Genomic DNA, 21,860 nt, shown 5'->3' with positions numbered 1-21,860 from the left:
GGGGCCGCGGGGGCGTTCGGCTAACTGCGGGAATGGCCTATTTGCTCAATGTGTTCGGCTGAGATCGGAAATCAACCTCCCCGAAGTTGCGGTGAAATAGGGACTGATTGAAGCTCTGAGACCGCCAAACAGTCCCTATTTCACCGCAACTTATGATGGAGAATTTTGGACGCTGGGTATAATCGTCGTATTGCATTGAAATGTGGCGAAAGGAGTGGCAATGTCTCGGTATTGCGCCTCGTGCGGCAAGCTTCTTGCAGATAATGCCAAGTTCTGCACCTCGTGCGGTGCACCCGTTGAGCAAACAGCCGCGAGCGATAGCCAGCCCGCTTTCGAGCAGACCGGTTCCCTCGATACGCCGCAAGCCAAGGCGGACGACCCCCTCGCCTATCGCCCCGACCCCGCCGCAGGCCCCGCGGCCGTCGAGACCACGCAGCGCATACCCGTCGCGAGCGGCTCGCCCCAACAGCAGCCGGCTCCCGCATACGCGCCCGCTTCGCCACAGACCCCCGCTCCCAAAAAGAGCGGCACCGGGCCGCTTATCGCCGTTATCGTTGTGCTGGTGGCGATCATCATCGCCCTGGTCGTTTTCTTTGTGATCAAGCCTTTCGACAACGCCGCCACGCAGACGACTGCCGAGGTAGCTAAGCTGCACCATGACGTCGATGACGATGACCTAAAGCCTCTCGGCGATCCCAACAGCCTGTACGACGATGATGACGATGACGACGAGGATGGCGGCGAAGCAACGCTCTCCGAGCAGAACCTCTACCGCCGACTGAGCGAATACTACGACTTGCTCGAAGACCTCGACAACTACGTCCGTGGCTGCGCACAGAACTTCAACGGCAGCTATCTGGAAGAGGATCGAACCACCCGTCAAAATCTCGCCGACGTCGCCGAGCGCACGGAGGACACCATCGAGCAGTATTACGACATCGTCGAGGACCTAGACGTCCCGACGAGCTCCAAGAACTACAGCTCCTGGAAAGACATCGTTGCCCTGTACGACGACCTGAATCACCGCATTGACGCAATCTGTGATGCCTGGGAGATCAGCCTGAAATACGCCAAGCCTGCGGACCACAAGAATGAGATCGTGGCGCCGCTGTCGCGCGACAACGTGGCGGGCACCAATGACAATAAGTACCGCCTAGACTTTGAGGAGCGCTATCCCGGCGCCAAACCCGTCGAAGTGAACTAGCGCTTTGTCGTTCCCGAGCCGGCAGTTAGGGACGTTCCTAAACTGCCGGCAGAAAAGAAACGTCCCTAACTGCCGGATAAAAAACGAGCGAGGATTTTGAGGTCCTCGCTCGTTTTTGTTTTGGGCAATGTTTCGACTGCGCCGCTACTTGTCGGCGGCTGCTTTCTTGGCAGTCGACTTCTTCGCGGTCGTCTTCTTGGCAGCAGTCTTCTTTGCCGCCGTCGTCTTCTTGGCCGCCGTCGTCTTCTTGGCCGTGCTCGCCTTGGTCGTGGTCTTGCGACCGCGGGCGGGCTTCTTCTCCTTGGTCGGGCAGTCCATGTTCACGCAGATGCGCCACGGGCCGCGCGCCGTGTTGACCACCACGATGGGGGCGCCGCATTCGGGGCAAGTCTCACCCGTCGCCTCGAGCTTACCGCGCGCCGGCAGAGGATAGCTCACGCCGCAGTCATCGTAGTTGGTGCAGCGGATAAAGCGCTTGCCGCTCTTCTCGCTCTTGTGCGCGATCAGGTCGCCATGGCGTCCGGCCTCGGCGCACACCTTGCACTCGCCCACCTTAAGGTCAGGCTCGTAGTTGGTGGGGCACGTGGGGTTCACGCAAATCTCGAAGGCCTTCTGGCGGAACGGCTGGCACTTAATGCGCGGCGCGCCGCACTCGGGGCACACGGCCGCCTCGCCCTCGAGCGGGCTTACCTTGACGCCGCTCGGCACCGGATAGGTCACGTCGCAGTCGGGCCAGCCCATGCAGCCGATAAAGCTACCGCGGGTCTTGGCGCTCGTCTTCATAACCAGATCCTTGCCGCACTTGGGGCAGGCACCCACGCGCGCATCGGCCGTGACGGCGTCGCTGATGGCGTCGCCGAGCTCCTGCGTATGTTTGAGCAGCTCGTCGAGCACACCGGCCAGCAGCGCGCGCGAGTGCGTCACGACATGCTCTTCGGTGTCCTCGCCGCGCTCGACGCGGGTCATGTCGCCGTCGAGCTCGCTGGTCATATCGGGGCTCGTGATGCGCGGGGCAAATTGCGTCAGCGCGTCGATGATGGCGATGCCCAGCTGGCTCGGCTCAACGGGATCATTTTTGAGATAGCGCACGGCATACAGGCGCTCGATGATGCTCGCACGCGTGGACTTGGTACCCAGGCCGCGCTTTTCCATCTCCTGCACGAGCTTGCCCTGGCTGTAGCGCGCGGGCGGCTCGGTCTGCTTGGCCTCGAGTTTAATGTCGAACACGTCGACCGTATCGCCCTGCTCCAGCGGCGGCATCTGCTCATCGCGCTTAAGTCCATACGGATACGCCTCGCGGAAGCCCGGAGTCACGAGCACATCGCCCGAAGCCACGAACGGCTCACCGTTCACGTCGAGCTCGAGCTTGGTGTTCTCGATGGTCGCGGGACCCATAAGCGTCGCCAGGAAGCGGCGGGCGATGAGGTCGTAGAGCTTGCGCTGACCGCCGTCGAGCGTGGACGGATCGCCCTCGCCCGTGGGGTAGATAGGCGGGTGGTCGGTGGTCTCGACTTTACCGCGCGTGGGCTTCATGGGACCAGCGAGTACCTTTTTGCACACGGGCGCCAGCGCCGGGTTGATCTTTGCCAGGTCACTCACCACGGCGCCCAAATCGAGCGTCGCGGGATACACGGTGTTGTCGACACGCGGGTAGCTGATGAGGCCCGCCATGTAGAGAGACTCGGCGATGCGCATGGTACGCGCAGGCGAGATGCCCTCGGCTGCGGCGGCAGCCTGCAGCGAGGTGGTCGCAAACGGCGTGGGCGGCTGCTGCTTGCGCGAGCGCTTGGTCACCGCGGCGACGGTTGCCGTCGCGACGCCGTCAACATGGCCGTACGCCGTCTCAGCAGCATCCTTGTCGGTAAAGCGTGCCGTCTTGTGCGCAATCTTAAAGCGGTCATCCTCGGCAGCGCCCTGCGCAGCACCCATGCCGCGAATCTGCCAATAGTCCTCGGGCACAAACGCCATGCGCTCGCGCTCGCGCTCGACCACCAGGGCAAGCGTCGGCGTCTGCACGCGGCCGGCAGAGCGCACGTTACCAAAGCCGCCAAACTTGGCGAGCGTCAGGTAACGCGTGAGCACCGCACCCCAAATGAGGTCGATGTGCTGGCGGCTCTCGCCGGCGTCGGCCAGATTCTGGTCGAGCGAGACGAGATTATCGAAGGCCTGCGTGATCTCGGCCTTGGTAAACGAAGAGTACTGGGCGCGGGCGACCGGCAAGTCCGGCGCAACCTCGCGCACCTTGTTGAGGGCGTCCGAACCGATCAGCTCGCCCTCGCGATCGAAGTCCGTGGCGATGATGACACTGTCGGACTTCTTAGCCAGGTTCTTGAGCGAGCGAATGAGCTCCTTCTCGGCCGGTAGCTTAATGACGGGCGCCCAGGTGAGGTAGGGCAGGCTCTCGAGCTTCCAGCCCTTGATGGAGATACCGTCGGCAAGAAACGGCTTACGCTTGGTGTCGTAGGGCGGACGAGCCAGGCCATCGGGCATGTCGGCCGGCAGCATCTCGCCGTCCTCGGTCACCGAATACCAACCCAGCTTTTTATCGAACAGCACGCTGTCGCAAAAATCGGGCGCAAGGATGTGACCGGCGAGACCGATCGTCACACACTCCTCGCCCTTCCACTCAAAACGGTAGATGGCGGTGTTGTACACCTTGTCCTTTTTGGGTTTGCCCGTGGACAGACGCTCGGCGATCTGACGCGCGGCGTCGTTTTTCTCGGCGATGATGAGCTTCAAAAGAGGCTCCTATCTCGTGTCTCTGCGGCTACGCCCGCCCGTATGGCGGCCGATTTACGCCCTTGCTTGCTCGATCTGCCCGATGAGCCAATCGCACCAGGCATCCATGCCCTCGCCCTTGCGCGCGCTCACGGCAAACCGCGGCGCCTGCGGATTGAGGTCATCGAGTGTCCTAGTATACCTATCCATGTCAAAATCGAAAGCCGGGGCCACGTCGACCTTATTGAGCAGCTGCGCGCCGGCGTGCTGGAAGATGCCCGGGTACTTGATGGGCTTGTCGTCGCCCTCGGGCACCGAGAGAATCATGATGGACAGGTTCTCGCCCAGGTCAAAGTCGACCGGGCAGACCAGGTTGCCCACGTTTTCGATAAAGATGACGTCGATATTTTGAAGACCCACCGCCTGGTCGAACGCGTCAACGGCCTCCATGATCATGTTGCCCTCGAGGTGGCACAGGCCACCCGTGTTGATCTGGATGGCGGGCATGCCGGCTTCCTTCATGGTGATGGCGTCGACATCCGAGGCAATATCGCCCTCGATGACGGCACAGCGCAGGCCAGCCTTGTCGCGCAGGCGCTCGTTGGTGCCCAGGATCGTGGTGGTCTTGCCCGAACCGGGGCTCGACAGCACATTGATCACATAGGTGTTTGTCTCTTTAAATCGCTGTCGCAGCTGATCTGCCAGGCGCTCGTTGCGCGACAGAATCGGCGACGCGATATCAATCGTTTTCTCAGCCATACTCGGCACTCCTTACTTTGGCCCCTTTATACCCCATCACCAGATGGCTAGCGGGCTAATCGTCGGGGGTTTCGATTTCGATACTTGCGATGTCGAGCTCGCGGCCGTGCAGCAGACGCACGTTGGCGCCGCCACATTGGGGACAGCGGCAATGGAAGCGATCGTGCTCAAAGACCTCCCCGCAGTCCAGACACTCGCTTTGTGGATGGACTTCCTCCACGGCAAGCTCGCAGCCTCGCGTGAGCGGGTCCTCATCGCGAAATGTCTCCCACGCAAAGTCGAGCGCCTCGCGCACAACTTCGGTCATATCCCCGATACGCAGCGTTACCAAAACGGCGCGCGAGGCCCCCGCCCCACGCGCCGCGCGAATCACTGTATCGAGTATGCCGTTGACAATGCCAACCTCGTGCATACCGATTTACTCCTCGTCGTCCTCATCGTCCGAGAACAGGTCCAGACGGCTCACAAACAAGCCCTCCTTGCCCTCGCGCGCGGTAATGACCACGCGGGCAATGGCGAGCGAAATCTCGTAGAGCGAGAGCAGGGCACCATACATGAGGCCCAGCGTAACGGGCGAGCCGTCGGGCGTAATCACAGCCGAGCCCACAAGCAGGCCCACGTACACGTAGCGCCAGGCGCCGCGGAAGGCCGCGTAGGACACGATGTGGAAGACGGACAGGTAGAAGATGATGAGCGGCAGCTCAAACGCCACACCAAAGCCGATCATAAAGAGCAGCTCCATGTTGACGTAGTTCTCCAGGTCGGGCAGCGCGGTTGCGACGGCAGAGGTCTCGCCGATGAGCCACTCAAAGCCTGCCGGGATAATGATGAAGTAGCAAAAGATTGCGCCCAGGAAGAACAGCACCGTCGAGGCGAGCACCGTAGGCACAACCCACTTGCGCTCGTTGGGACGCAGTGCCGGCAGGAAAAATGCCAGAATCTGCCAGATGATCATGGGCGTGCACATGACCACGGCCATCTTGATGGCCAGCGAGAAGCGCAGGCCAAAGCCGCCGAGCGTGGTGGTGATGTAGAACTTACCGTCCGGCACAAAGGAGCGGATGGGGTCTTCCAGGATGTCGAGCACCACGGGCGTGGCGAAATACAGCACGATGGCGGCGGCAAACACCGACACGACCACGATAGTCAGGCGGCGACGGAGCTCTCCCAGGTGATCGAAGAGCGGCATGCGCGCAGGTCCGATAGGCATTACTCATCGCCTCCCTTCGAGGCGTCGGCGGTGGCAGCCTCGTCCTCGGCCTCGAGCTCGCGAGCGAGCTGGTCGACGACGGCCTTGCGCTTGCGGGGACGACGGGCGTAGAGGTCAGCCGTCGTGGGCTCTGCCGGCTCGGGCTCGGACTCTGGCTCTGCAGCAGGCTCGGGCTCGACGACAGGCTCGGCGGCAGCGGCAGGCTCGGCGCCCTCGGCCTCGGACTCCTCAGCAGCACCCTCGCCCTCGGCGGCAGCCTCGCTCGCGGCCTTCTCGGCGGCAAGGCGGGCACGGCGCTCGGCAAAGGTCTCCTTCTTTGCGGGCGCAGCCGTCTCGACGGCATCCTCGTCTGCATCGGAATCGTCATCGACGGCAGTCTTCTTGGGCTTGACCGGTGCCGAAGCGGCCTCACTTACCGGATCGATAATCTCGGACTGAACAACGGCCGTCATCTTTTCCTGCGTCTCGCGGAACTGACGAATGGCACGGCCGATCGTGCGGCCCATCTGTGGGAGCTTATCCGGGCCAAACAGCAAAAAGCCGAAGACCACGATGATCGCGAGCTCACCCTCTCCAATACCAAACACACATACCTCCAAGGCTCGATGTGAGTCGAGCCCGCACCGCGCCATTCGGCCGGAACTCGTCTATTCATTCGGTCAAGTATAGCGCCCGGACGCCAAAACGTCCGAGCGCATCACAAACATATGCCAAACGGCACGCCCTTTTTGGGGGCAAAGATTATGCCGCCGTGATCGAAATCTCCTGGTCGACGCCCAGCAGCTGAACCACGCGCATCACCTGGGGCTGCACATTAGTGCAGCTAAAGCGCTTACCGTGGTCGACCGCGTGGTGCGCGGCGCCCACGAGCACGCCAATGCCCGTCGAATCGATGTAGCTCACCTGGGCAAAATCGAGCTCAACGGCCTCAGTGGGCTGCTCGAGCGCCAGGTCAATGGCATTGCGCAGGCTATCGGCGTTAGAGATATCGATCTCGCCGGTCACCTTAATGGTGTAGATCTCCGGTGTGGGGTTGGTGGAAATACCCAAATCCATGTATACGCTCCTTTACGTATCGAAAGTGCGGATAGTACTGGGCGCGGACTTGCGGGGCCCTAGGCGTTAGGCGCGCTCGGCACGAGCAAGCTCGGCAGCGACGAGCTTGACGGCCAGCACCAGTACGTCGAGTGCTGCCTCCAGGTCCTCGACCGTGGGATAGCTCGGCGCGATGCGGATGTTGGTATCGCGCGGATCCTTGCCATAGGGCCAGGTGGCACCGGCCGGCGTGAGCTTGACGCCCAGGTCGGCGCAAAGCGCGGCGACCTTCTGGGCCGAGCCCTCGGGACCATCGAAGCTTACAAAGTAGCCGCCGCGGGGGTGCGTCCAGGTGGCACAGCCCGTATCGCCCAGGCCCTCGGTGAGCTTGCGCTCAACGGCCTCAAAGCGCGGACGCAGGAACTCGGCATGCTTTTTCATGTGCTCCTTGACCGCCTCGATGGTGGGAAGGAAGCGCACGTGGCGCAGCTGGTTGAGCTTGTCGGCGCTGATGAGGCCGGCCTTCAGGCGCTTGGAGAACTCCGCGATAACCGCGGGGCTCGCACCGATAAAGCCGATGCCGGCGCCCGGGAAGGTGATCTTGGACGTCGATGCAAAGGCCACCACGCGGTCCTCGGTGCCCGCCGCGCGAGCGAGGTCAAAGATGTTGGCGAGCTCGTCGGTCTCGTCGTACAGGTCGTGCACGCAGTAGGCGTTGTCCCAGAAGATGCGGAAATCGGGCGCGGCCGTGGGCATCTCGACCAGGCGACGCACGGTGTCCTCGCTAAAGGTGATGCCCGTGGGGTTGGAATACTTGGGCACGCACCAGATGCCCTTGATGGAGTCGTCGGCGGCAACCAAGTGCTCGATCTCGTCCATGTCGGGGCCGTTGTCGGTCATCGCGACGGGGACATTCTCGATACCCAAGTCGGCAGTGATGCCAAAGTGGCGGTCGTAACCGGGAACAGGGCACAGGAACTTGACCTTCTTGCCGTCATGCGCGGCCTCATAAGCCTCCCAAGGCTCGCTACCGCACGAGCCGCAGCGCCAGAACATGCCGGCGATATCGTGCTCGATCAGCAGGCTCGACGAACCCAGTACGAGCGTCTGCTCGGCGGGGCAACCCAGGAACTCCCCCGCCAGCTTGCGTGCCGAGGGAATGCCCTCAAAGCAACCGTAGTTGGAGCAGTCGACGTTGCCGTCGTGCAGATCGGCATCGGCATTGAGGATATCGAGCATGGGGCGAGAGATGCCCACCTGGGAGGGCGACGGCTTGCCGCGGGCCATGTCGAGCGCCAGGCCCTTGGCCTTGACCTCGGCGACCTCGGCTTTGAGCGCCTCGATGGCGACATCGAGTTCGGTGGTTTCCATCTTCTGGTAGATCGTCTGCATGGGTGCGACCTTTCGCGAAGCGGGACGTTGCAGTTCGTCTAAGTATAGACCGCCACTGCCGCAACGGTATGAAGCCGTGATAGATTAAGTCCATCGCAATGAATTACGACATCGCCGCGCATGCCGGCGTGGGGCGCCCAAGGAGGCACTATGGAGTACGGATCGTTCCAGGCCGAGGAATTCGGCGACCTGCAGCGCCTGGTCGACGGACTGTTTTATGACCGCCGCGCCATCGACCGCCTGGATCTCATCGTGCAGGCCGAGATCTTGGACCTCGCGCCCGACCTCATGGAAATCGTCAACCTTTTGCCGCCCGGCTACTACGACCGCCAATCGCTTTGCGACCAGCTCAACTCCGCCTTGGCCGCCCACGGCTGGGGCGCCGTCTACGGCACCGTGGAATAAACCTAGTCATTTAAGAACGTCCCCAATGACTAAAACGCCGCTTGTGACGGTGTTCACGGGCGGCGTTTTCAAACTTGTTTGTGCTTTTACTCGTTCTTGGGCGCGGGGTGTTTGCAGACCACACTCATGTAGATCATGCCGAGCACGGCCGCGGTGACCGAACCGGCAAGAATGGCAGCCTTGGCGGCAAGAACCTCAAACTCGGCCGTCGGGAAAGCGAGGCCGCTGATGAGGATCGACATCGTAAAGCCGATGCCGCCCAGAATGCCCACACCGGCAATCATGTGCCAGTTGACGTTGCGCGGCAACTGGCAAGCCTTGAGCTTGACCAGGGCAAATGTCATGCCAAAAATACCAATCGGCTTGCCCAGCAGCATGCCAAAGTACACGCCGAGCGTCACCGGGTCGGTGAGCAACGTGCTCATATCCACGCCTACCAGGCGAACCTGTGCGTTCACGAACGCAAAGATCGGCAGAATCACAAAGTTGACCGGTGTGGAGATCAGACGCTCCATGCGGATGAGCGGCGGGGTCACGCGGTGCATGACGCGCTCGACCCTGGTGGTCGAGACGGTAAAGTCATGCTGGCCCAAGATGTGCGCCTCGTCGTCGTAGCGGTCATCGAGCAGCGGCAGGCACTCGCCCAACCAATCGGTGAGGCTATCGAGCTTGACGCCGCACTTGGCCGGGATGGTAAAGGCCAAGATGACGCCAGCAAGCGTGGCATGTACGCCGCTCTTGAACATGCAGAACCACAACAGCAGGCCCAGTACCGAATACGGGGCAAGGCGGTAATGCTGCGTCTTGTTGAGCCACACGAGCGCGCAGGTCACAAGCGCGGCGGCGCCCAACCAAAACGGATTGGGGCTCTGGCCGTAGAAGATGGCGATGGCGGCGATGGAAATGAGGTCGTCGGCGATGGCGAGCGTCGAGAAGAACACGCGCACGCCGTTGGGCACGCGATTGCCCAAAAGCGACAGCACGCCCAGCGCAAAGGCAATATCGGTTGCCATGGGAATGGCCCAGCCGTTGTGCGCGCCGGCATGGTTAAAGATCAGATAGATGCAGGCGGGAACGACGACGCCGCCCACGGCCGCCAGCATGGGAAGCATAGCCTGGCGCGGGTTTTTGAGCTCGCCAACTGTCATCTCGTACTTGAGCTCAATGCCCACCAACAAAAAGAAAATCGCCATGAGGAAGTCGTTGACGAATAGCTCGACGGTGAGACCGGCCGTAAGGTTGCCCAGACCCACATACAGCGGGGTCTCCAAAAAGTGATGGATGGCCTCATAGGCATCGGTATTGGCGCAAATGACGGCGGCGATGGCGGCGAAGACCATGACGGCGGCGGAAATCGTGCCGTTCTCGGCGATGCGCTCCCAGATGTCGTGACGTTCAAAGCGCTTGCGCTCACGAACGTTGAACAGCTGCTCAGTTGCTGCCATGGGCGGCTCCTTTCACGGGAAAGCTCCCGTCTTAAAAAAGCACGGCCCGCCCAAGTGGCGGCGCCGCGCTCTAACGTATTACGCTTGCATCTAGCCTACCCTGCACGACAAGCACGCAGGCATGGCCGAAAAGCGGAACCACAGGTTGAACATTATTTGTTCAACGGCACGGGCATACCTGTCCAAGAGACGACGCGGCGCCGTGCACAAAAAACGACCGGAGCGCGGGGCGTCCGCGATCCGGTCGTGGCGTTTGGTCAACTAAACCTAGCAGGCGGCCATGATGGGGGCTGCGACCTGCTTCTTACGGGAGAGGACGCCCGGCATCCAGACGCCGTCGTGCTCGTCGGCAATGCCCAGGCCCTTCTGAGCGGCCTCGGTCTCGCCCTCGAGCAGGACCTGCGAGCCTTCCTCCATGATGTCGGTGATGCACAGAACGATGCCGTCGGCACCCTTCTCGGCGGCGTAGGCGCGCATGGCCTCGCGAATCTCGTCGATCATGCCGAGTGCGCGGGTCTTGTCGACAGTCTCGTACTGGCCGATGAGCAGCTTCTTGCCGGCGGGCTCGAACATCTTGATGTCGTTACCGACCATCTCGGCTGCGGTGAAGGAGCCGGACGGACGGGTGAGGAAGACCTCCATGCCAAACTTGACCGGGTCGACGCCCACCTGCTCGCCGAGCTTGGCGGCGACGGCGCGGTCGACATCGGTGGTGGTGGGGCTCTTGAGCATGAGCGTGTCAGTCATCATGGCCGAGAGCAGCAGCTTGGCCTGAACGTCGGAAAGCTCAACGCCGAGCACGCCGGCGAGCTTGGTGACGATGGTGCAGCTGGAGCCCCAGGGCAGGCAGATGTAGTGCAGCGGGCCGGCGGTCTCGAAGTCGCCGATGCGGTGATGATCGACAACGCCAAAGACCGTGGCGTCCTTAAGGCCGGCGACGGACTGGGCAGACTCGTTGTGGTCGGTGAGGACGACGAGCTGACCGGCCTCGACGGACTCGATCACGCGGGGCTCGGCAATGCCGGCGTCGGCGAGCAGCTTGGCAGACTCTGCCGGAAGCTGACCAAGGGCGCAGGCCTCGTAGGTGTTGCCGGCATACTCAACCTGGTTGAGCAACTGGGACAGGACGACGGCGCTCATGATAGCGTCGTTATCGGGGTTCTGGTGACCAAAGACAAGAACGTTTGCCATGGATATCCTCCACTTGATATGTGTACTTGGACGTAGCTATGGTAGCACGCCGATGCCGAGCCTTCGCAGACGGAAGGGCCACGGCATATTTTGGGGCAGGCATGGAGGCCAAGGCTGTCCCTTTTGCACCATGTTGGTGCAAAGTAACCTGTCCCCCTTGCACCAGCTATTTACCGGCGGCGCGCAGGGCTACGTAGGCGGCACCGATGATGCCGGCGTCGTTTCCGAGCGAAGCGACCTTAATGGGCGTCTCGCGCGAGGCGGAAAGCGCGTACTGCTTAAAGTACTCGCGAGCCTTGTCGAGGTAGACATCGGCCGAGGCGGAGGCGCCGCCGCCGATGAGGAACATCTCGGGATCAACCACGTTGGCAATAAGCGCCAGTGCGCGGCCGAGGTAGTCGGCCATGGTATCGGCAGCTGCCAGCGCGAGCTTGTCGCCCTCGCGGCAGGCCTGGAACACGTCCTTGGAATCGGAGGGGCCGGTCAGCTCGATGGGCTCGACGCCCGCCTTCTCGCACTCGGCAAGGTAGTTGCTCACCACGCCGGTGGCGCTGGAATACTGCTCCAGATGGCCATGGCCGCCGCAGCCGCAGGTGCGCTCCTCAGCCGGGTTCAGGCACATGTGGCCAATCTCGCCGCCGGCGCCCACAACGCCCGATACCACGTCACCGTTAACGATAACGCCGCCGCCCACGCCGGTACCAATGGTGACCATCACCACGTTCTGTACGCCCTTGGCAGAGCCGAGCCAGGCCTCGCCCATAGCAGCGGCGTTGGCGTCGTTCTCGTACTTAACGACCGCGTCGGGGCAGTGCTCCTGGATGGCAATCTTGAGCTCGGGCAGGTTAATGGCAATGTTGGCCTTGACCTTGGCATCGCCCGATGCCGGGATGGGGCACGGAACGGCCAAGCCAATGCCCGCCACAAAGGCACGCGGAACCTGGGCCTTGGCGACCACCTGGTCGATAGCCTCGGTCACCGCGGCAAAGCCCGCAGCGTCGACGATGGGAGGCGTGGGCACGCTGGCCTTGGCAAGCAGGTTTCCGTCCTCATCGAACAGACCCTCCTTGACCGAGGTACCGCCGACGTCGATGCCGATGTAATACTGCTTAGGTTCCATGGGAGCCCGCCTTTCTCGTTTAAACATTGCCTGTATGGTACCGCTCTCAAGACAAAAACCCGCCAAAAAGGGACAGGTTTGTTTTGGCAGGTTTTATCTGGGGAAACGTCCGCCCGCTCAACGAGCAATGACGCTCAGCAACTCGCCAAACAAAAAGCGCCGGGAGAGGGAGACTCCCGGCGCCTGCAAAAGGGACTGGATTGTATGCGAACCGCACGATCCGTCGCGGCGAAAACGCCAGCTAGGCCTTGAGTGCCTGTAGCTGTTTGTGGCCCTCAATGAGCTCCGTGGCCATGACGCGCATGGTCTCGGTGCCGGCCATCTGGTCCTCGGCGTGCAGCAGAATCAGCGGGGCCTCGCCGTTGCGCTCGCCATTGGCCTCCTTCTTAAGAAGTCCCATGTGAACATCGTGGCCGCCGTTATAGGCCTCGTCGCCCTGCTTAATGAGCTCCTCGGCGGCGTCGAAATCGCCCTCCTTGGCCTTCTGCACGGCGTTGATGTACATGCTCTTGGCGGTACCGACGTAGCTGATGATCTCGAAGCAGGTCATCTGCAGTTCGTTCATATCCTCCATGCGCTGCACCTAGCCCATCACGCTGACGCAGTGGTCGATGATGCCGGCGGCGTTCATGCGGCCATAGTCGACCATGTTGATGACCTCGACCGGGAAACGGCCGGCGGCCTCCTTCTCAAAGTCGCCCTTGGTGTAGCCGATCTGCGGGCCGAGCAGCAGGATGTCGCACTCGTCCAGGTGATCGTGGGCCTCATTCATAGGACGGGCTTCGACCTCGATGTCCAGACCACGGCTCGCGACCTCGGACTGCATCTTCTGGACCAGCAGACTCGTGGACATGCCGGCATTGCAGCAAAGCATGATCTTCTTCATGGTTTCCTCCTTATAACTGCGCGGCGCGCAGACGACAAACTGGATAAATCCTTGTGGTTATCTTTCCCCTGTTTTGCACGTTTAGGCAAAAAAGGAGATACGGGTACCGGTACCAAGCATCGGTACCCGCAAGGGTGGAATGGACAAACGCTAGGCGTTCTGCTCGGCGAGGGCCTCCTGCTTGGCGATGGCCTTCTCGGAGATCCTCATAAAGGGCAGGTAGACAGCCATGCCGATGACCAGCTCCAGAGCCTGCCACACGCCGGCGCGCCAGTCAAAGCCCGTAGCAAGCAGGGCGTTGATGACGGGCGGCATGGTCCAAGGCACCTGAGCGATGCAGGGGCTGATGATGCCAGCGCAGGTCAGGCCATAGGTGACACCGATGAACAGGTCGGGAAGAAGCACGAACGGAATCATGAGCGGCAGGTTGTACACGATGGGGTAACCGTAGATGACCGGCTCGTTGATGTTGAACAGGCCAGGCAGAATGGCCATCTTGGCAACGGTCTTGGAGGCCTTGTTCTTGGAGAACAGGAAGGTGTCGAGCAGCAGCATGAGGGTGCAGCCCGAGCCGCCGATGAGGGCGAAGCTGTTGACGATCTGCATGTTCATGTAGTGATCGGGCTGGATGGTACCGCCGGCGGCAAAGGTAGCCATGTTGTCGACGATGAGCATGGTCAGGATCGGCTCGACGGTAGCGCCCGAGATGGTGGACTGGTGAATACCAACGCAGAACAGCAGGTTGGCGAGGGTGTAGATGAGGATGACAGCCCACGGACCGGCGTTCATGATGCTCTTGAGCGGGTTGGAGATGCAGGTGGAGATGATGGTGCACAGGTCGGTGCCGGCGCAGACGGCGAGCAGGGCCGAGGCGATAGCGAAGATCGAGAGGTTGAGCAGCATTGGGATCATGACGTTGAAGGAGTTGGAGACCGCAGGAGGTACGCCCTCGCCCAGCTTGACCTTGAGCTTCTCGACGCCCGAGATCTTGATGAAGAGCGTCGTGGAGAGCAGGGCGATGATGATGGCCGAGAACAGGCCGTTGGTACCGGTGTTGGCGGTCGAAAGGGCACCGGTGACCTCGGCGGAGGTGATCTTGTCGGTGAGAAGCGGGCTCGTGGCGGCAAGGGTGGCGGTGATCTGCTGCGGCATCATGATGACGAAGGCAGAGATAGCGACAACCACGCAGGCAAGCGGGTTATCGAAACGCTCGTTCTTGGCGAGGCTGTAGCCAATCAGACCGGCCAGGATAATGGCGGACACGTTAAGGGTGCCCAGGGTGATTGCCGAGCCCCAGGTCTGGAGGTTGGCGAGGCCCGCCGCATCGAGCGGGAACAGAGGGAACACGACGTTGTTGATAAGAACCGCGATACCCGCAAGGATATAGAGCGGCGTGATGGTCGCGAAGGCATCGCGCAGGGAACGCAGATGAACCTGGTTTCCCACCTTCGCAGAGACCTCGGCAAATTTGTCGAGGAAGCTCTTTCCGTTGTCACTGGCCATGATTGCTCCTAACTTTCAAATCCGGCCTTTTCCTATGCGCACGGTGGTCTGTCGCCCTCTGCCACCAGATGTGCCAATGTTATTGCGCGTTTGCGCAGGGGCTGAGCGCCCGTTTTGGGGCTGAGCGCCCGATCGCTAATCCACCACGTGGGTCGTGGCGACCTGCTTGAGCCAAGCTGCCGATTTCTTAAGACGGCGCTGATAGCCGTCCATGAGGTCGACCTCGACAAAGCCATAACGGTTCTTGAAGGCATTTGCCCAGGACCAGTTGTCAATGACGGCCCAGTAGTGGTAGCCGCGGCACTTGGCCCCTTCGTCAATGGCCTTGGCGACCCACTCAAGGTGCTGGCGCACAAAGTCGACGCGATAGTCGTCCTGAATGGTTCCCTCGGCGTCACGATTCTTGTACTCGTCCATGATGCCGATGCCGTTCTCGGAGACGAACCACTCAAGATCGGGATAGTTCTTGGCGCAGTCCATGCCAAAGACGTAGAGGCCCTTCGGGTAAATCTCCCAGCCGCGGCTCTTGTTCATGACGGCATCGGGCCACACGTACTCGTCGGCAAAGTGCGGCAGACCGTACTGGTCGATCTTGCTCGCCGGCGCCTGGACGCGCGTGGGATGGTAGTAGTTGCAGCCAAGCCAGTCAACGACGCCCTGCTTGAGGATCTCCTGGTCACCGGCGCGGAACGGAAGCTTGACGCCGCCCTCGGCCAGGCTGTCGAGCACGTCGGCGGGAAGCTCGCCCTTGGTGATAAGGTCGAGCCACCAGCGATTGTTGATGCCGCTGGTCATACGCACGGCCTCGAGGTCTGCCTCGCTGGGGTTCTCCTTGGTGTAGACCGGGGTGAAGCAGTTGATCATGCCGATCTTGGCATCGGCGCGAACGGCGCCCTTGTCATAGGCCTTGCGATAGTTGGCAACAGCCAGCGCGTGCGCCAGCGAAATGTGGTACTGCACGGTGCGAGCACGGTTGAAGTCGTGGAGCTGCGGGAACCACACGCCCTCCTGGTAGCGCTGCTCGGGCTCGACGATGGGCTCGTTAAAGGTAAACCAGTACTTGATCTCTTGACCGAACTCGCGGAAGGCGACGTCGGCGTAATGCGCGTAGGCCTCGACGACCTCGCGGCTCTCCCAACCGCCACGGTCAAAGAGATAGGTGGGCATATCGAAGTGGTAAAGGTTGACGAACGGCTCCAGGCCTGCCTCGCGGGAAGCGCGGAACAGCTCGTGGTACCACGCAGCACCCTCCTCGTTGAGGTTGCCGTCGGCATCGAGCAGGCGGCTCCACTGGATGGAGGTGCGATAGGTATCCAGGCCCAGGTCCTTCATGATGCGAAGGTCGTCCTTGTACTTGGCCATAAAGTCGTTACCGGCATAGGAACCCACGCGGTTATAGAACGAGCCCAGATCCTGCATGGACCAGGTGTCCCACAGGTTCTCGAGCTTGCCGCCCTGGTTCCACTGGCCCTCGGTCTGCGGACCGGACATGGCCGCGCCAAAGAAAAAGTCGCTGGGCAGCTGATACTGTGCCATCGAAGTCCTCGCTTTCGTGTCTTTGAGCCTCCGATTGGAGGCGGGTTTGCTTTGGCGGGTAATCCGGCGCGGGCGCGCACCGGTTATCCGGATATCCGACCCACCAAAACAAATCCGTCTCCAAGCGGTACAGGCGATGCTCATGCATCTCGCTTGTTATCTATAACTATAGCGCTCTAATTTTTTATGTAAAGCGTCTTTTTTGTTTTTCTTTCTCGAACTTCTTTGATTAAAGCCATATAGATGCTTTTATAGTAGGTATACTTTCTTTTACAGGCATTCATGTTAGAAAGGGGGTTCCATGATTCCCAAATATGAGTCAATAGCTGCGGATATTCGTCGCAGTATCGAGGATGGCGCCCTTAAGCCCGGCGACAAGCTACCCACTGTCGTTGAGTTCTGCGAGCTGTATGGCGTTTCCAAGATCACCGTCAAACGAGCAATTGAGCAAATTACCGAGGAAGGCTTGGTCACGAGTCGTCGCGGATCGGGCACCTACGTCAAAGACGCCGCAGGGCTCCCCGGCAAAGCGTTTTTCCAGGGCAAGAATGACCGCGCCCAAGGCTTTTCGTACGAGCATCGCGGGGAGAAGGTGACCTCGGTGGTCTACGATTTCTCGATCGTCAATCCGCCGGCAGAGGTTGCGACCCAGCTGGGAATGGCCGAAGACGACTTTGCCTATCACATCGTGCGCGTACGCGAGGTCGATGGTCAGCCCATCGTTATCGAGTACACCTATATGCCACTCGAGCTGATTCCGGGTCTTAAGAAAAAAGACCTGTACGCGTCGGTCTACAGCTTCATCCGCGAGCAGTGCGGACTCAAGATCTCGAGTTTCCACCGCACCATTCGCGCCGTCGCGGCAACTGAGGAAGAGGCTGAGCGCCTGGATACCAAACCCGGCTCTCCCCTGCTCGAACTCAACCAGATTGGCTTCTTGGATAGCGGCACCGCGTTTGAGTACTCGATTTCGCGCAACGTGGGCGACCGCTTTGAGCTGCACAACGTAACGTTGGCTTAAGTTTGTAATCCGGCAGGCGCTCGCTTTGAGCCGTTTTTCGCGAGGTGCCCGCACAACCTGATGGGGGTATGCACATGTCCGATTTGATTAAACTCACGCCGATCTTCCACGAGAAGATTTGGGGCGGCCGCCAGCTGGAGACCGTCTTTGGCTATGACATTCCCGAGGGTCCCATCGGTGAGTGCTGGGCCATCTCGGCGCACCCCAACGGCGATTGCCAGATTGCCGAGGGTCCGTACGCCGGCCACACGCTGTCGTGGCTGTGGGCCGAGCATCGCGAGCTCTTTGGCAACTGCGAGGGCAAGGAGTTCCCGCTGCTCATTAAGATTCTGGACGCCAAGGACGACCTGTCGATCCAGATCCACCCCAACGACGAGTACGCCGCCGAGCATGAGAACGGTAGCCTGGGCAAGACCGAGTGCTGGTACGTGCTGGATTGCGAGCCCGGCGCCACGATCATCGTCGGCCAGCGCGCACATGACCGTGCCGAGGCCGCGCAGATGATCGAAGAGGGTCGCTGGGACGACATGCTCAACGTGCTGCCGATCCACAAGGGCGACTTTTTCCAAATCGACTCCGGCACCGTTCACGCCATCAAGACCGGCACGCTGATTCTGGAGACGCAGCAGTCGAGCGACGTGACGTATCGCCTGTACGACTACGACCGCCCGGGCACCGACGGCAAACTGCGCCCGCTGCACATTGAGCAGAGCCTGGACTGTATCAACTTTAACGCGCAGGCCCCGACCGACGGCACCGTGACCGCACCCGAAGTCAATGGCGTGACCGAGCTCGAGTCCAACCCCTGCTACACCGTCGACCGCGTTCGCGTGGACGGCAGCAAGACCCTGGAGCAGCGCTGGCCCTTCATGTGCCTCTCGGTCATCGACGGCAAAGGCACCGTCTGCGGCGACTCCGTCCACAAGGGCAGTCACCTACTGGCGCCGTCCACCGTGAACAAGATTGAACTCGAGGGCACCATGGAGCTGATCATCAGCCATCTGTAAGCCGCAGAAACAACCCAAAACGCAACAAGGGGCTCCCCCGTTCTTCAACGGAGGAGTCCCTTGCCATATCTATTTATCAGCCCACCCGGCTCTCCAGACCAAAAAGCGAACGAGCAGAGCGATGTTCGCGAGCTGCATGCCGTAACGCCACAAGGAAGAGGGCGCGACGGGGGCTTTGGTCGATCGCGAGTTCCGCACGAGCCGGAGAGCACTTAATGTGCTCTCCGTGCGAGCAGGACTGTCCGAGCAGGCGACCAAAGCCCCCGGCGTGCCCGGTCAACCTCGCAGTTAGGCATTCAGCTTAACGATCGGCGCAAAGCCCTTCATCAGCTTTTTGGTCTGGCCGGTCTTCTCGAATTGGACCTCGATCATGTCTCCGACGACCGAGATCACGGTACCCGTGCCAAAGGTCTTGTGGCTCACGGTGTCGCCCGCGGCAAAGTCCTGCGCCGCGCTGGCACGATCGACCTTGCGCTCCACCGTCGGCGACACCTTGGACGACGGCTTTTTGGCGCGCGGCGCGCCCGAGCCAAAGGTCGAGGCGACGCGGCCGGCATCGGGCGAAACGCCGCGATGGCGCTCGGTTCCGTAGCTGCTGCCGCCAAAGAAGTCGTCGAAACTCGAACCGCCGCGCGAACCGGAACCGCCGGTCGAGCGCGTGCGCGAGCCAAACACCTTGCCGCCGTACATGTCCGAGCCCATGCCCGAGCCAAAGGTGCCGTGACGGTCGCCACGCTTCTCCCAGCCTGTGCCCTCAAAGCCGGCAGAACCGATGCCACTAAACTCGATATCCTCAAACGGAATCTCGTTGAGGAAGCGCGAACGCGGGTTAGCCGAGGTCGAGCCGTAGGTGCGGCGCGTGGCCGCATAGGTTAGGAACAGGCGCTTGCGAGCGCGCGTGATGGCGACGTAGGCCAAGCGGCGCTCCTCCTCGAGCTTGCCCGGGTCATCGCTGCCGCCAAAGTCGTGCACGTGCGGGAAGATGCCCTCCTCCATGCCGGCCACGAAGACCGCCGGGAACTCCAGGCCCTTGGCGGAGTGAATGGTCATCATGGTGATGGCATGCGTCTCGCCGGCGAGAGAGTCCAAGTCGGAGCGCAGGGCCAGCCACTCCATGAGCGCCGGCAGCGCTTTGCAGGTGAGCGGTCCATAAGTGCGCTCAATCTCGTCGGCATGCACGGCGCCGGCCGGCAGCTCCGTCGGCGCGGCATACGCGTTGCCCGCGATGGCGGCGGCCAGGGCATCCTGCGGAGAAAGCGCCGGGGCGGCCAGGCTATCGAGCGGATTGGAACCCGCGGCATCACGCGCGCCAACGAGCGCCTCAAACGAAGACACGGGCGCAGACGGGCCAGGCTCGGGCGCAGGCGCGCTCACCACAACAGGCTCGGGCTCAACGTCGGCGGGCACATCGGCAACACCAGCAGCGCGCAGCTCTTCCAAGCTCTCGAGCGTGCCTTCGATATCCTCGTGCGTCTCCTCAAATTCGGCAGCGACACCCAGGAATTCCTGGATGTTCTCGGCGCGGCTCTCGGACTCCATGGTGCCCTCGGCGCGGAAAGCCTGCAGCAGGCCCGTCTTATCGACAATCATCTCGACAACGTCCTTGAGCTCGCCGTCCATGCGGCGACCCTCGCGCACCAGCGACACAAAGCTCGACAGGCCATTGCGCACCTTGGCGCTAAACATGCCGGTTTCGGCGCACGCGATCTCGCAAGCCTGGAAGAACGAGCAACGGTTGTCGCGCGCCAGCTGCTCAATCTTTTGGATCGAGGTGGAGCCGATACCGCGGCGCGGCGTGTTGATGACGCGCTTGACGCTCATCTCGTCTGCCGGGTTCACGATCATCTTAAGGTAGGCCATGACGTCGCGGATCTCGGCACGGTCGAAGAATCGCGTGCCACCCACGATCTTGTAGGGCACGCCCGCGCGCAGGAACATATCTTCGAGGATACGCGACTGGGCGTTGGTGCGGTAGAACACGGCGATATCGTCGTAGCTCGTGCCTTTGGCATGCAGTTTTTCGATCTCGCCGGCAATCCAGCGGCCCTCGTCGCGCTCATCGCTTGCCTGGAAGGCCTTGATCTTCTCGCCATCGCCCTCGGCCGTAAACAGACGCTTGTCCTTGCGCTGCGAGTTGTGACGCACCACGGCGTTGGCGGCGCTCAGGATATGGCCCGTAGAGCGATAGTTCTGCTCCAGCTTGACGGTCTTGCAGTCTTTAAAGTCCTTCTCAAAGTCCAGGATATTGGTGATGTCGGCGCCACGCCAGCTATAAATGGACTGATCGTCATCGCCCACGACCATGAGGTTTTGGTACTTGGCGGCCAGCAGGTTGGCGATCTCGTACTGGACGTGGTTGGTGTCCTGGTACTCGTCGACGCTAATGTAGCGGAAGCGCTCTTGGTACTTGTCGAGCACCTCGGGACGGGTGCGCAGCAGCTCGAGCGTGCGCACGAGCAGGTCGTCGAAGTCCATCGCGTTGGCGGCGCGCAGGCGGCGCTCCAGCTCCAGGTAGACCTGCGCGGCCTTTTTGTCATTAGGGCTGTCGGCGGATTTGAGCATGTCCTCGGGCCCGATCATGGCGTTTTTAGCCGAGCTAATCTTGCTGCGGATCATGTTGATGGGGAACTGCTTTTGCTCGATACCGAGCGCCTGCATAATGTCGCGCACCATGCGCTTTGAGTCATCGTCGTCGTAGATGGTGAACTGACCGGTGTAGCCCAGCAGGTCGGCGTCCTCGCGCAGCATGCGCACACACATGGCATGGAATGTGCACACCCACATGCCGCGGGTGCCGCTGGGGATGAGCGCTGCCAGACGCTCGCGCATCTCGGCCGCGGCCTTGTTGGTAAACGTGATGGCCAGGACCTGCCAGGGCTTAACGCCCAGGTCGCCGAGCATATGTGCGATGCGGAAGGTCAAGACGCGGGTCTTGCCCGAGCCGGCGCCGGCAAGGACCAGCAACGGACCCTCGGTGGTCAGGACCGCCTCGCGCTGGGCGGGATTAAGGCTGTCGATGTCGACGAGCGGCTTGGCGGGTTTGGGTGCCGGCGCGGGAGCGTCGTAGATGTCGAGCGGGACGAGCTCGGGCTCCGGCGCAGCGGGGGCGGTGTATGCATCGAGCGGCACGGGTTCCGGCGTGGGCGGCACGGGTACCGCGGCGTTCTTTTCCCAGGGCAAGGGCTGGGTCATGGGCGACTCCTCATCTGACGGACGGCGCGCCTGCGGGCAGCGCCATAGTTTGAGCCGTACCAGTATACCGAGCCGCGCGGACACCGACGCAAATCACACCACGACTCCGTCCGCCACCATCGGGCCCGCCCCAGCGGATTTGGCGCAATGGGGTCAGATTTGTCTGCACCAAGCTGGTGCAAAGTAACCTGACCCCATTGCGCCAATCACAGAGCCACCGATGTCACGGTAGCAGC

The 21,860-nt window shown here is 61.5% G+C and carries 19 protein-coding genes; 4 read left to right on the top strand and 15 right to left on the bottom strand.

The window, feature by feature from the left end:
- The first annotated feature begins 220 nt into the window (after positions 1-220).
- Positions 221-1,204: a zinc-ribbon domain-containing protein gene (locus ABHR75_RS04095; RefSeq protein ID WP_195624871.1), complete on the top strand. Its 984-nt coding sequence runs from the start codon at positions 221-223 to the stop codon at positions 1,202-1,204.
- Positions 1,205-1,348: 144 nt separating this feature from the next.
- Here the strand turns inward: ABHR75_RS04095 and ABHR75_RS04090 are convergent, their stop codons facing one another.
- The 7 genes from ABHR75_RS04090 to ABHR75_RS04060 all read right to left on the bottom strand — a co-directional run bounded on the left by ABHR75_RS04090 (position 1,349) and on the right by ABHR75_RS04060 (position 8,318).
- Complete coding sequence (locus ABHR75_RS04090) at positions 1,349-3,943, bottom strand: DNA topoisomerase I (RefSeq protein ID WP_195624870.1); 2,595 nt, start codon at positions 3,941-3,943, stop codon at positions 1,349-1,351.
- A gap of 54 nt (positions 3,944-3,997) precedes the next feature.
- Positions 3,998-4,681: a hydrogenase nickel incorporation protein HypB gene (gene hypB, locus ABHR75_RS04085; RefSeq protein WP_161115879.1), complete on the bottom strand. Its 684-nt coding sequence runs from the start codon at positions 4,679-4,681 to the stop codon at positions 3,998-4,000.
- A 55-nt stretch (positions 4,682-4,736) separates the two neighbouring features.
- A complete protein-coding gene (gene hypA / locus ABHR75_RS04080; protein WP_117565013.1) occupies positions 4,737-5,093 on the bottom strand; it encodes a hydrogenase maturation nickel metallochaperone HypA in 357 nt (118 codons plus the stop codon).
- A gap of 6 nt (positions 5,094-5,099) precedes the next feature.
- Complete coding sequence (gene tatC, locus ABHR75_RS04075; protein ID WP_022093860.1) at positions 5,100-5,891, bottom strand: twin-arginine translocase subunit TatC; 792 nt, start codon at positions 5,889-5,891, stop codon at positions 5,100-5,102.
- Positions 5,891-6,478: a twin-arginine translocase TatA/TatE family subunit gene (locus ABHR75_RS04070; RefSeq protein ID WP_195624869.1), complete on the bottom strand. Its 588-nt coding sequence runs from the start codon at positions 6,476-6,478 to the stop codon at positions 5,891-5,893. The genes tatC and ABHR75_RS04070 overlap by 1 nt, the downstream gene beginning before the upstream one ends.
- A gap of 154 nt (positions 6,479-6,632) precedes the next feature.
- Positions 6,633-6,947, bottom strand: a complete 315-nt coding sequence (locus tag ABHR75_RS04065; protein WP_117769921.1) for an STAS domain-containing protein — start codon at positions 6,945-6,947, stop codon at positions 6,633-6,635.
- A 66-nt stretch (positions 6,948-7,013) separates the two neighbouring features.
- Positions 7,014-8,318, bottom strand: coding sequence for an aspartate aminotransferase type Ic (locus tag ABHR75_RS04060; protein ID WP_346963708.1), 1,305 nt, complete (start codon positions 8,316-8,318; stop codon positions 7,014-7,016).
- A 150-nt stretch (positions 8,319-8,468) separates the two neighbouring features.
- On the opposite strand from ABHR75_RS04060, the gene ABHR75_RS04055 reads away from it, so the two are divergent.
- Positions 8,469-8,723 carry a hypothetical protein gene (locus ABHR75_RS04055; protein WP_040359778.1) on the top strand — a complete coding sequence of 85 codons (255 nt, stop codon included), beginning with the start codon at positions 8,469-8,471 and terminating at the stop codon, positions 8,721-8,723.
- 86 nt (positions 8,724-8,809) lie between these two features.
- Here the strand turns inward: ABHR75_RS04055 and nhaA are convergent, their stop codons facing one another.
- From nhaA to ABHR75_RS04020, 7 genes are all read right to left on the bottom strand, one after another.
- Positions 8,810-10,168 (bottom strand): Na+/H+ antiporter NhaA, encoded by a 1,359-nt coding sequence (gene nhaA / locus ABHR75_RS04050; RefSeq protein ID WP_346963707.1) that lies wholly within the window; start codon positions 10,166-10,168, stop codon positions 8,810-8,812.
- Between the two features lie 267 nt (positions 10,169-10,435).
- On the bottom strand, positions 10,436-11,359 hold the full coding sequence (locus ABHR75_RS04045; RefSeq protein ID WP_118226883.1) for a manganese-dependent inorganic pyrophosphatase: 924 nt from the start codon (positions 11,357-11,359) through the stop codon (positions 10,436-10,438).
- A 166-nt stretch (positions 11,360-11,525) separates the two neighbouring features.
- Positions 11,526-12,479, bottom strand: a complete 954-nt coding sequence (locus ABHR75_RS04040) for an ROK family protein (RefSeq protein ID WP_346963706.1) — start codon at positions 12,477-12,479, stop codon at positions 11,526-11,528.
- A gap of 241 nt (positions 12,480-12,720) precedes the next feature.
- Entirely contained in the window at positions 12,721-13,053 is a 333-nt protein-coding gene (locus ABHR75_RS04035; protein WP_346963705.1) for a PTS sugar transporter subunit IIA, read from the bottom strand.
- Positions 13,054-13,062: 9 nt separating this feature from the next.
- Positions 13,063-13,365, bottom strand: coding sequence for a PTS sugar transporter subunit IIB (locus ABHR75_RS04030; RefSeq protein WP_117735519.1), 303 nt, complete (start codon positions 13,363-13,365; stop codon positions 13,063-13,065).
- Positions 13,366-13,515: 150 nt separating this feature from the next.
- A complete protein-coding gene (locus ABHR75_RS04025; RefSeq protein WP_138113361.1) occupies positions 13,516-14,868 on the bottom strand; it encodes a PTS sugar transporter subunit IIC in 1,353 nt (450 codons plus the stop codon).
- Between the two features lie 135 nt (positions 14,869-15,003).
- Positions 15,004-16,404: a glycoside hydrolase family 1 protein gene (locus ABHR75_RS04020; protein WP_346963704.1), complete on the bottom strand. Its 1,401-nt coding sequence runs from the start codon at positions 16,402-16,404 to the stop codon at positions 15,004-15,006.
- Between the two features lie 301 nt (positions 16,405-16,705).
- On the opposite strand from ABHR75_RS04020, the gene ABHR75_RS04015 reads away from it, so the two are divergent.
- Together ABHR75_RS04015 and ABHR75_RS04010 are read left to right on the top strand one after the other, a co-directional pair.
- A complete protein-coding gene (locus ABHR75_RS04015) occupies positions 16,706-17,425 on the top strand; it encodes a GntR family transcriptional regulator (protein ID WP_346963703.1) in 720 nt (239 codons plus the stop codon).
- A 74-nt stretch (positions 17,426-17,499) separates the two neighbouring features.
- The gene (locus ABHR75_RS04010; protein WP_416378049.1) at positions 17,500-18,432 is read left to right on the top strand and encodes a type I phosphomannose isomerase catalytic subunit; all 933 of its coding nucleotides are present in this window, start codon (positions 17,500-17,502) and stop codon (positions 18,430-18,432) included.
- 288 nt (positions 18,433-18,720) lie between these two features.
- Here ABHR75_RS04010 and ABHR75_RS04005 read toward each other — a convergent pair whose 3' ends face one another.
- Complete coding sequence (locus tag ABHR75_RS04005) at positions 18,721-21,624, bottom strand: ATP-dependent helicase (RefSeq protein WP_346963702.1); 2,904 nt, start codon at positions 21,622-21,624, stop codon at positions 18,721-18,723.
- Positions 21,625-21,860: the final 236 nt, after the last annotated feature.

The organism is Collinsella aerofaciens, assembly GCF_039752955.1.
GTDB classification, from domain to species: domain Bacteria; phylum Actinomycetota; class Coriobacteriia; order Coriobacteriales; family Coriobacteriaceae; genus Collinsella; species Collinsella aerofaciens_BI.
This window is presented reverse-complemented; position numbering and strand designations above follow the sequence as displayed.

Excerpts from the sequence above, each read along its gene's own strand:
- ABHR75_RS04095 (WP_195624871.1), top strand. The coding sequence starts at position 221 with ATGTCTCGGTATTGCGCCTCGTGCGGCAAGCTTCTTGCAGATAATGCC.
- hypB (WP_161115879.1), bottom strand. The coding sequence starts at position 4,681 with ATGGCTGAGAAAACGATTGATATCGCGTCGCCGATTCTGTCGCGCAAC.
- hypA (WP_117565013.1), bottom strand. The coding sequence starts at position 5,093 with ATGCACGAGGTTGGCATTGTCAACGGCATACTCGATACAGTGATTCGC.
- tatC (WP_022093860.1), bottom strand. The coding sequence starts at position 5,891 with ATGCCTATCGGACCTGCGCGCATGCCGCTCTTCGATCACCTGGGAGAG.
- ABHR75_RS04065 (WP_117769921.1), bottom strand. The coding sequence starts at position 6,947 with ATGGATTTGGGTATTTCCACCAACCCCACACCGGAGATCTACACCATT.
- ABHR75_RS04060 (WP_346963708.1), bottom strand. The coding sequence starts at position 8,318 with ATGCAGACGATCTACCAGAAGATGGAAACCACCGAACTCGATGTCGCC.
- ABHR75_RS04055 (WP_040359778.1), top strand. The coding sequence starts at position 8,469 with ATGGAGTACGGATCGTTCCAGGCCGAGGAATTCGGCGACCTGCAGCGC.
- nhaA (WP_346963707.1), bottom strand. The coding sequence starts at position 10,168 with ATGGCAGCAACTGAGCAGCTGTTCAACGTTCGTGAGCGCAAGCGCTTT.
- ABHR75_RS04045 (WP_118226883.1), bottom strand. The coding sequence starts at position 11,359 with ATGGCAAACGTTCTTGTCTTTGGTCACCAGAACCCCGATAACGACGCT.
- ABHR75_RS04040 (WP_346963706.1), bottom strand. The coding sequence starts at position 12,479 with ATGGAACCTAAGCAGTATTACATCGGCATCGACGTCGGCGGTACCTCG.
- ABHR75_RS04035 (WP_346963705.1), bottom strand. The coding sequence starts at position 13,053 with ATGGAGGATATGAACGAACTGCAGATGACCTGCTTCGAGATCATCAGC.
- ABHR75_RS04030 (WP_117735519.1), bottom strand. The coding sequence starts at position 13,365 with ATGAAGAAGATCATGCTTTGCTGCAATGCCGGCATGTCCACGAGTCTG.
- ABHR75_RS04025 (WP_138113361.1), bottom strand. The coding sequence starts at position 14,868 with ATGGCCAGTGACAACGGAAAGAGCTTCCTCGACAAATTTGCCGAGGTC.
- ABHR75_RS04020 (WP_346963704.1), bottom strand. The coding sequence starts at position 16,404 with ATGGCACAGTATCAGCTGCCCAGCGACTTTTTCTTTGGCGCGGCCATG.
- ABHR75_RS04015 (WP_346963703.1), top strand. The coding sequence starts at position 16,706 with ATGATTCCCAAATATGAGTCAATAGCTGCGGATATTCGTCGCAGTATC.
- ABHR75_RS04010 (WP_416378049.1), top strand. The coding sequence starts at position 17,500 with ATGTCCGATTTGATTAAACTCACGCCGATCTTCCACGAGAAGATTTGG.
- ABHR75_RS04005 (WP_346963702.1), bottom strand. The coding sequence starts at position 21,624 with ATGACCCAGCCCTTGCCCTGGGAAAAGAACGCCGCGGTACCCGTGCCG.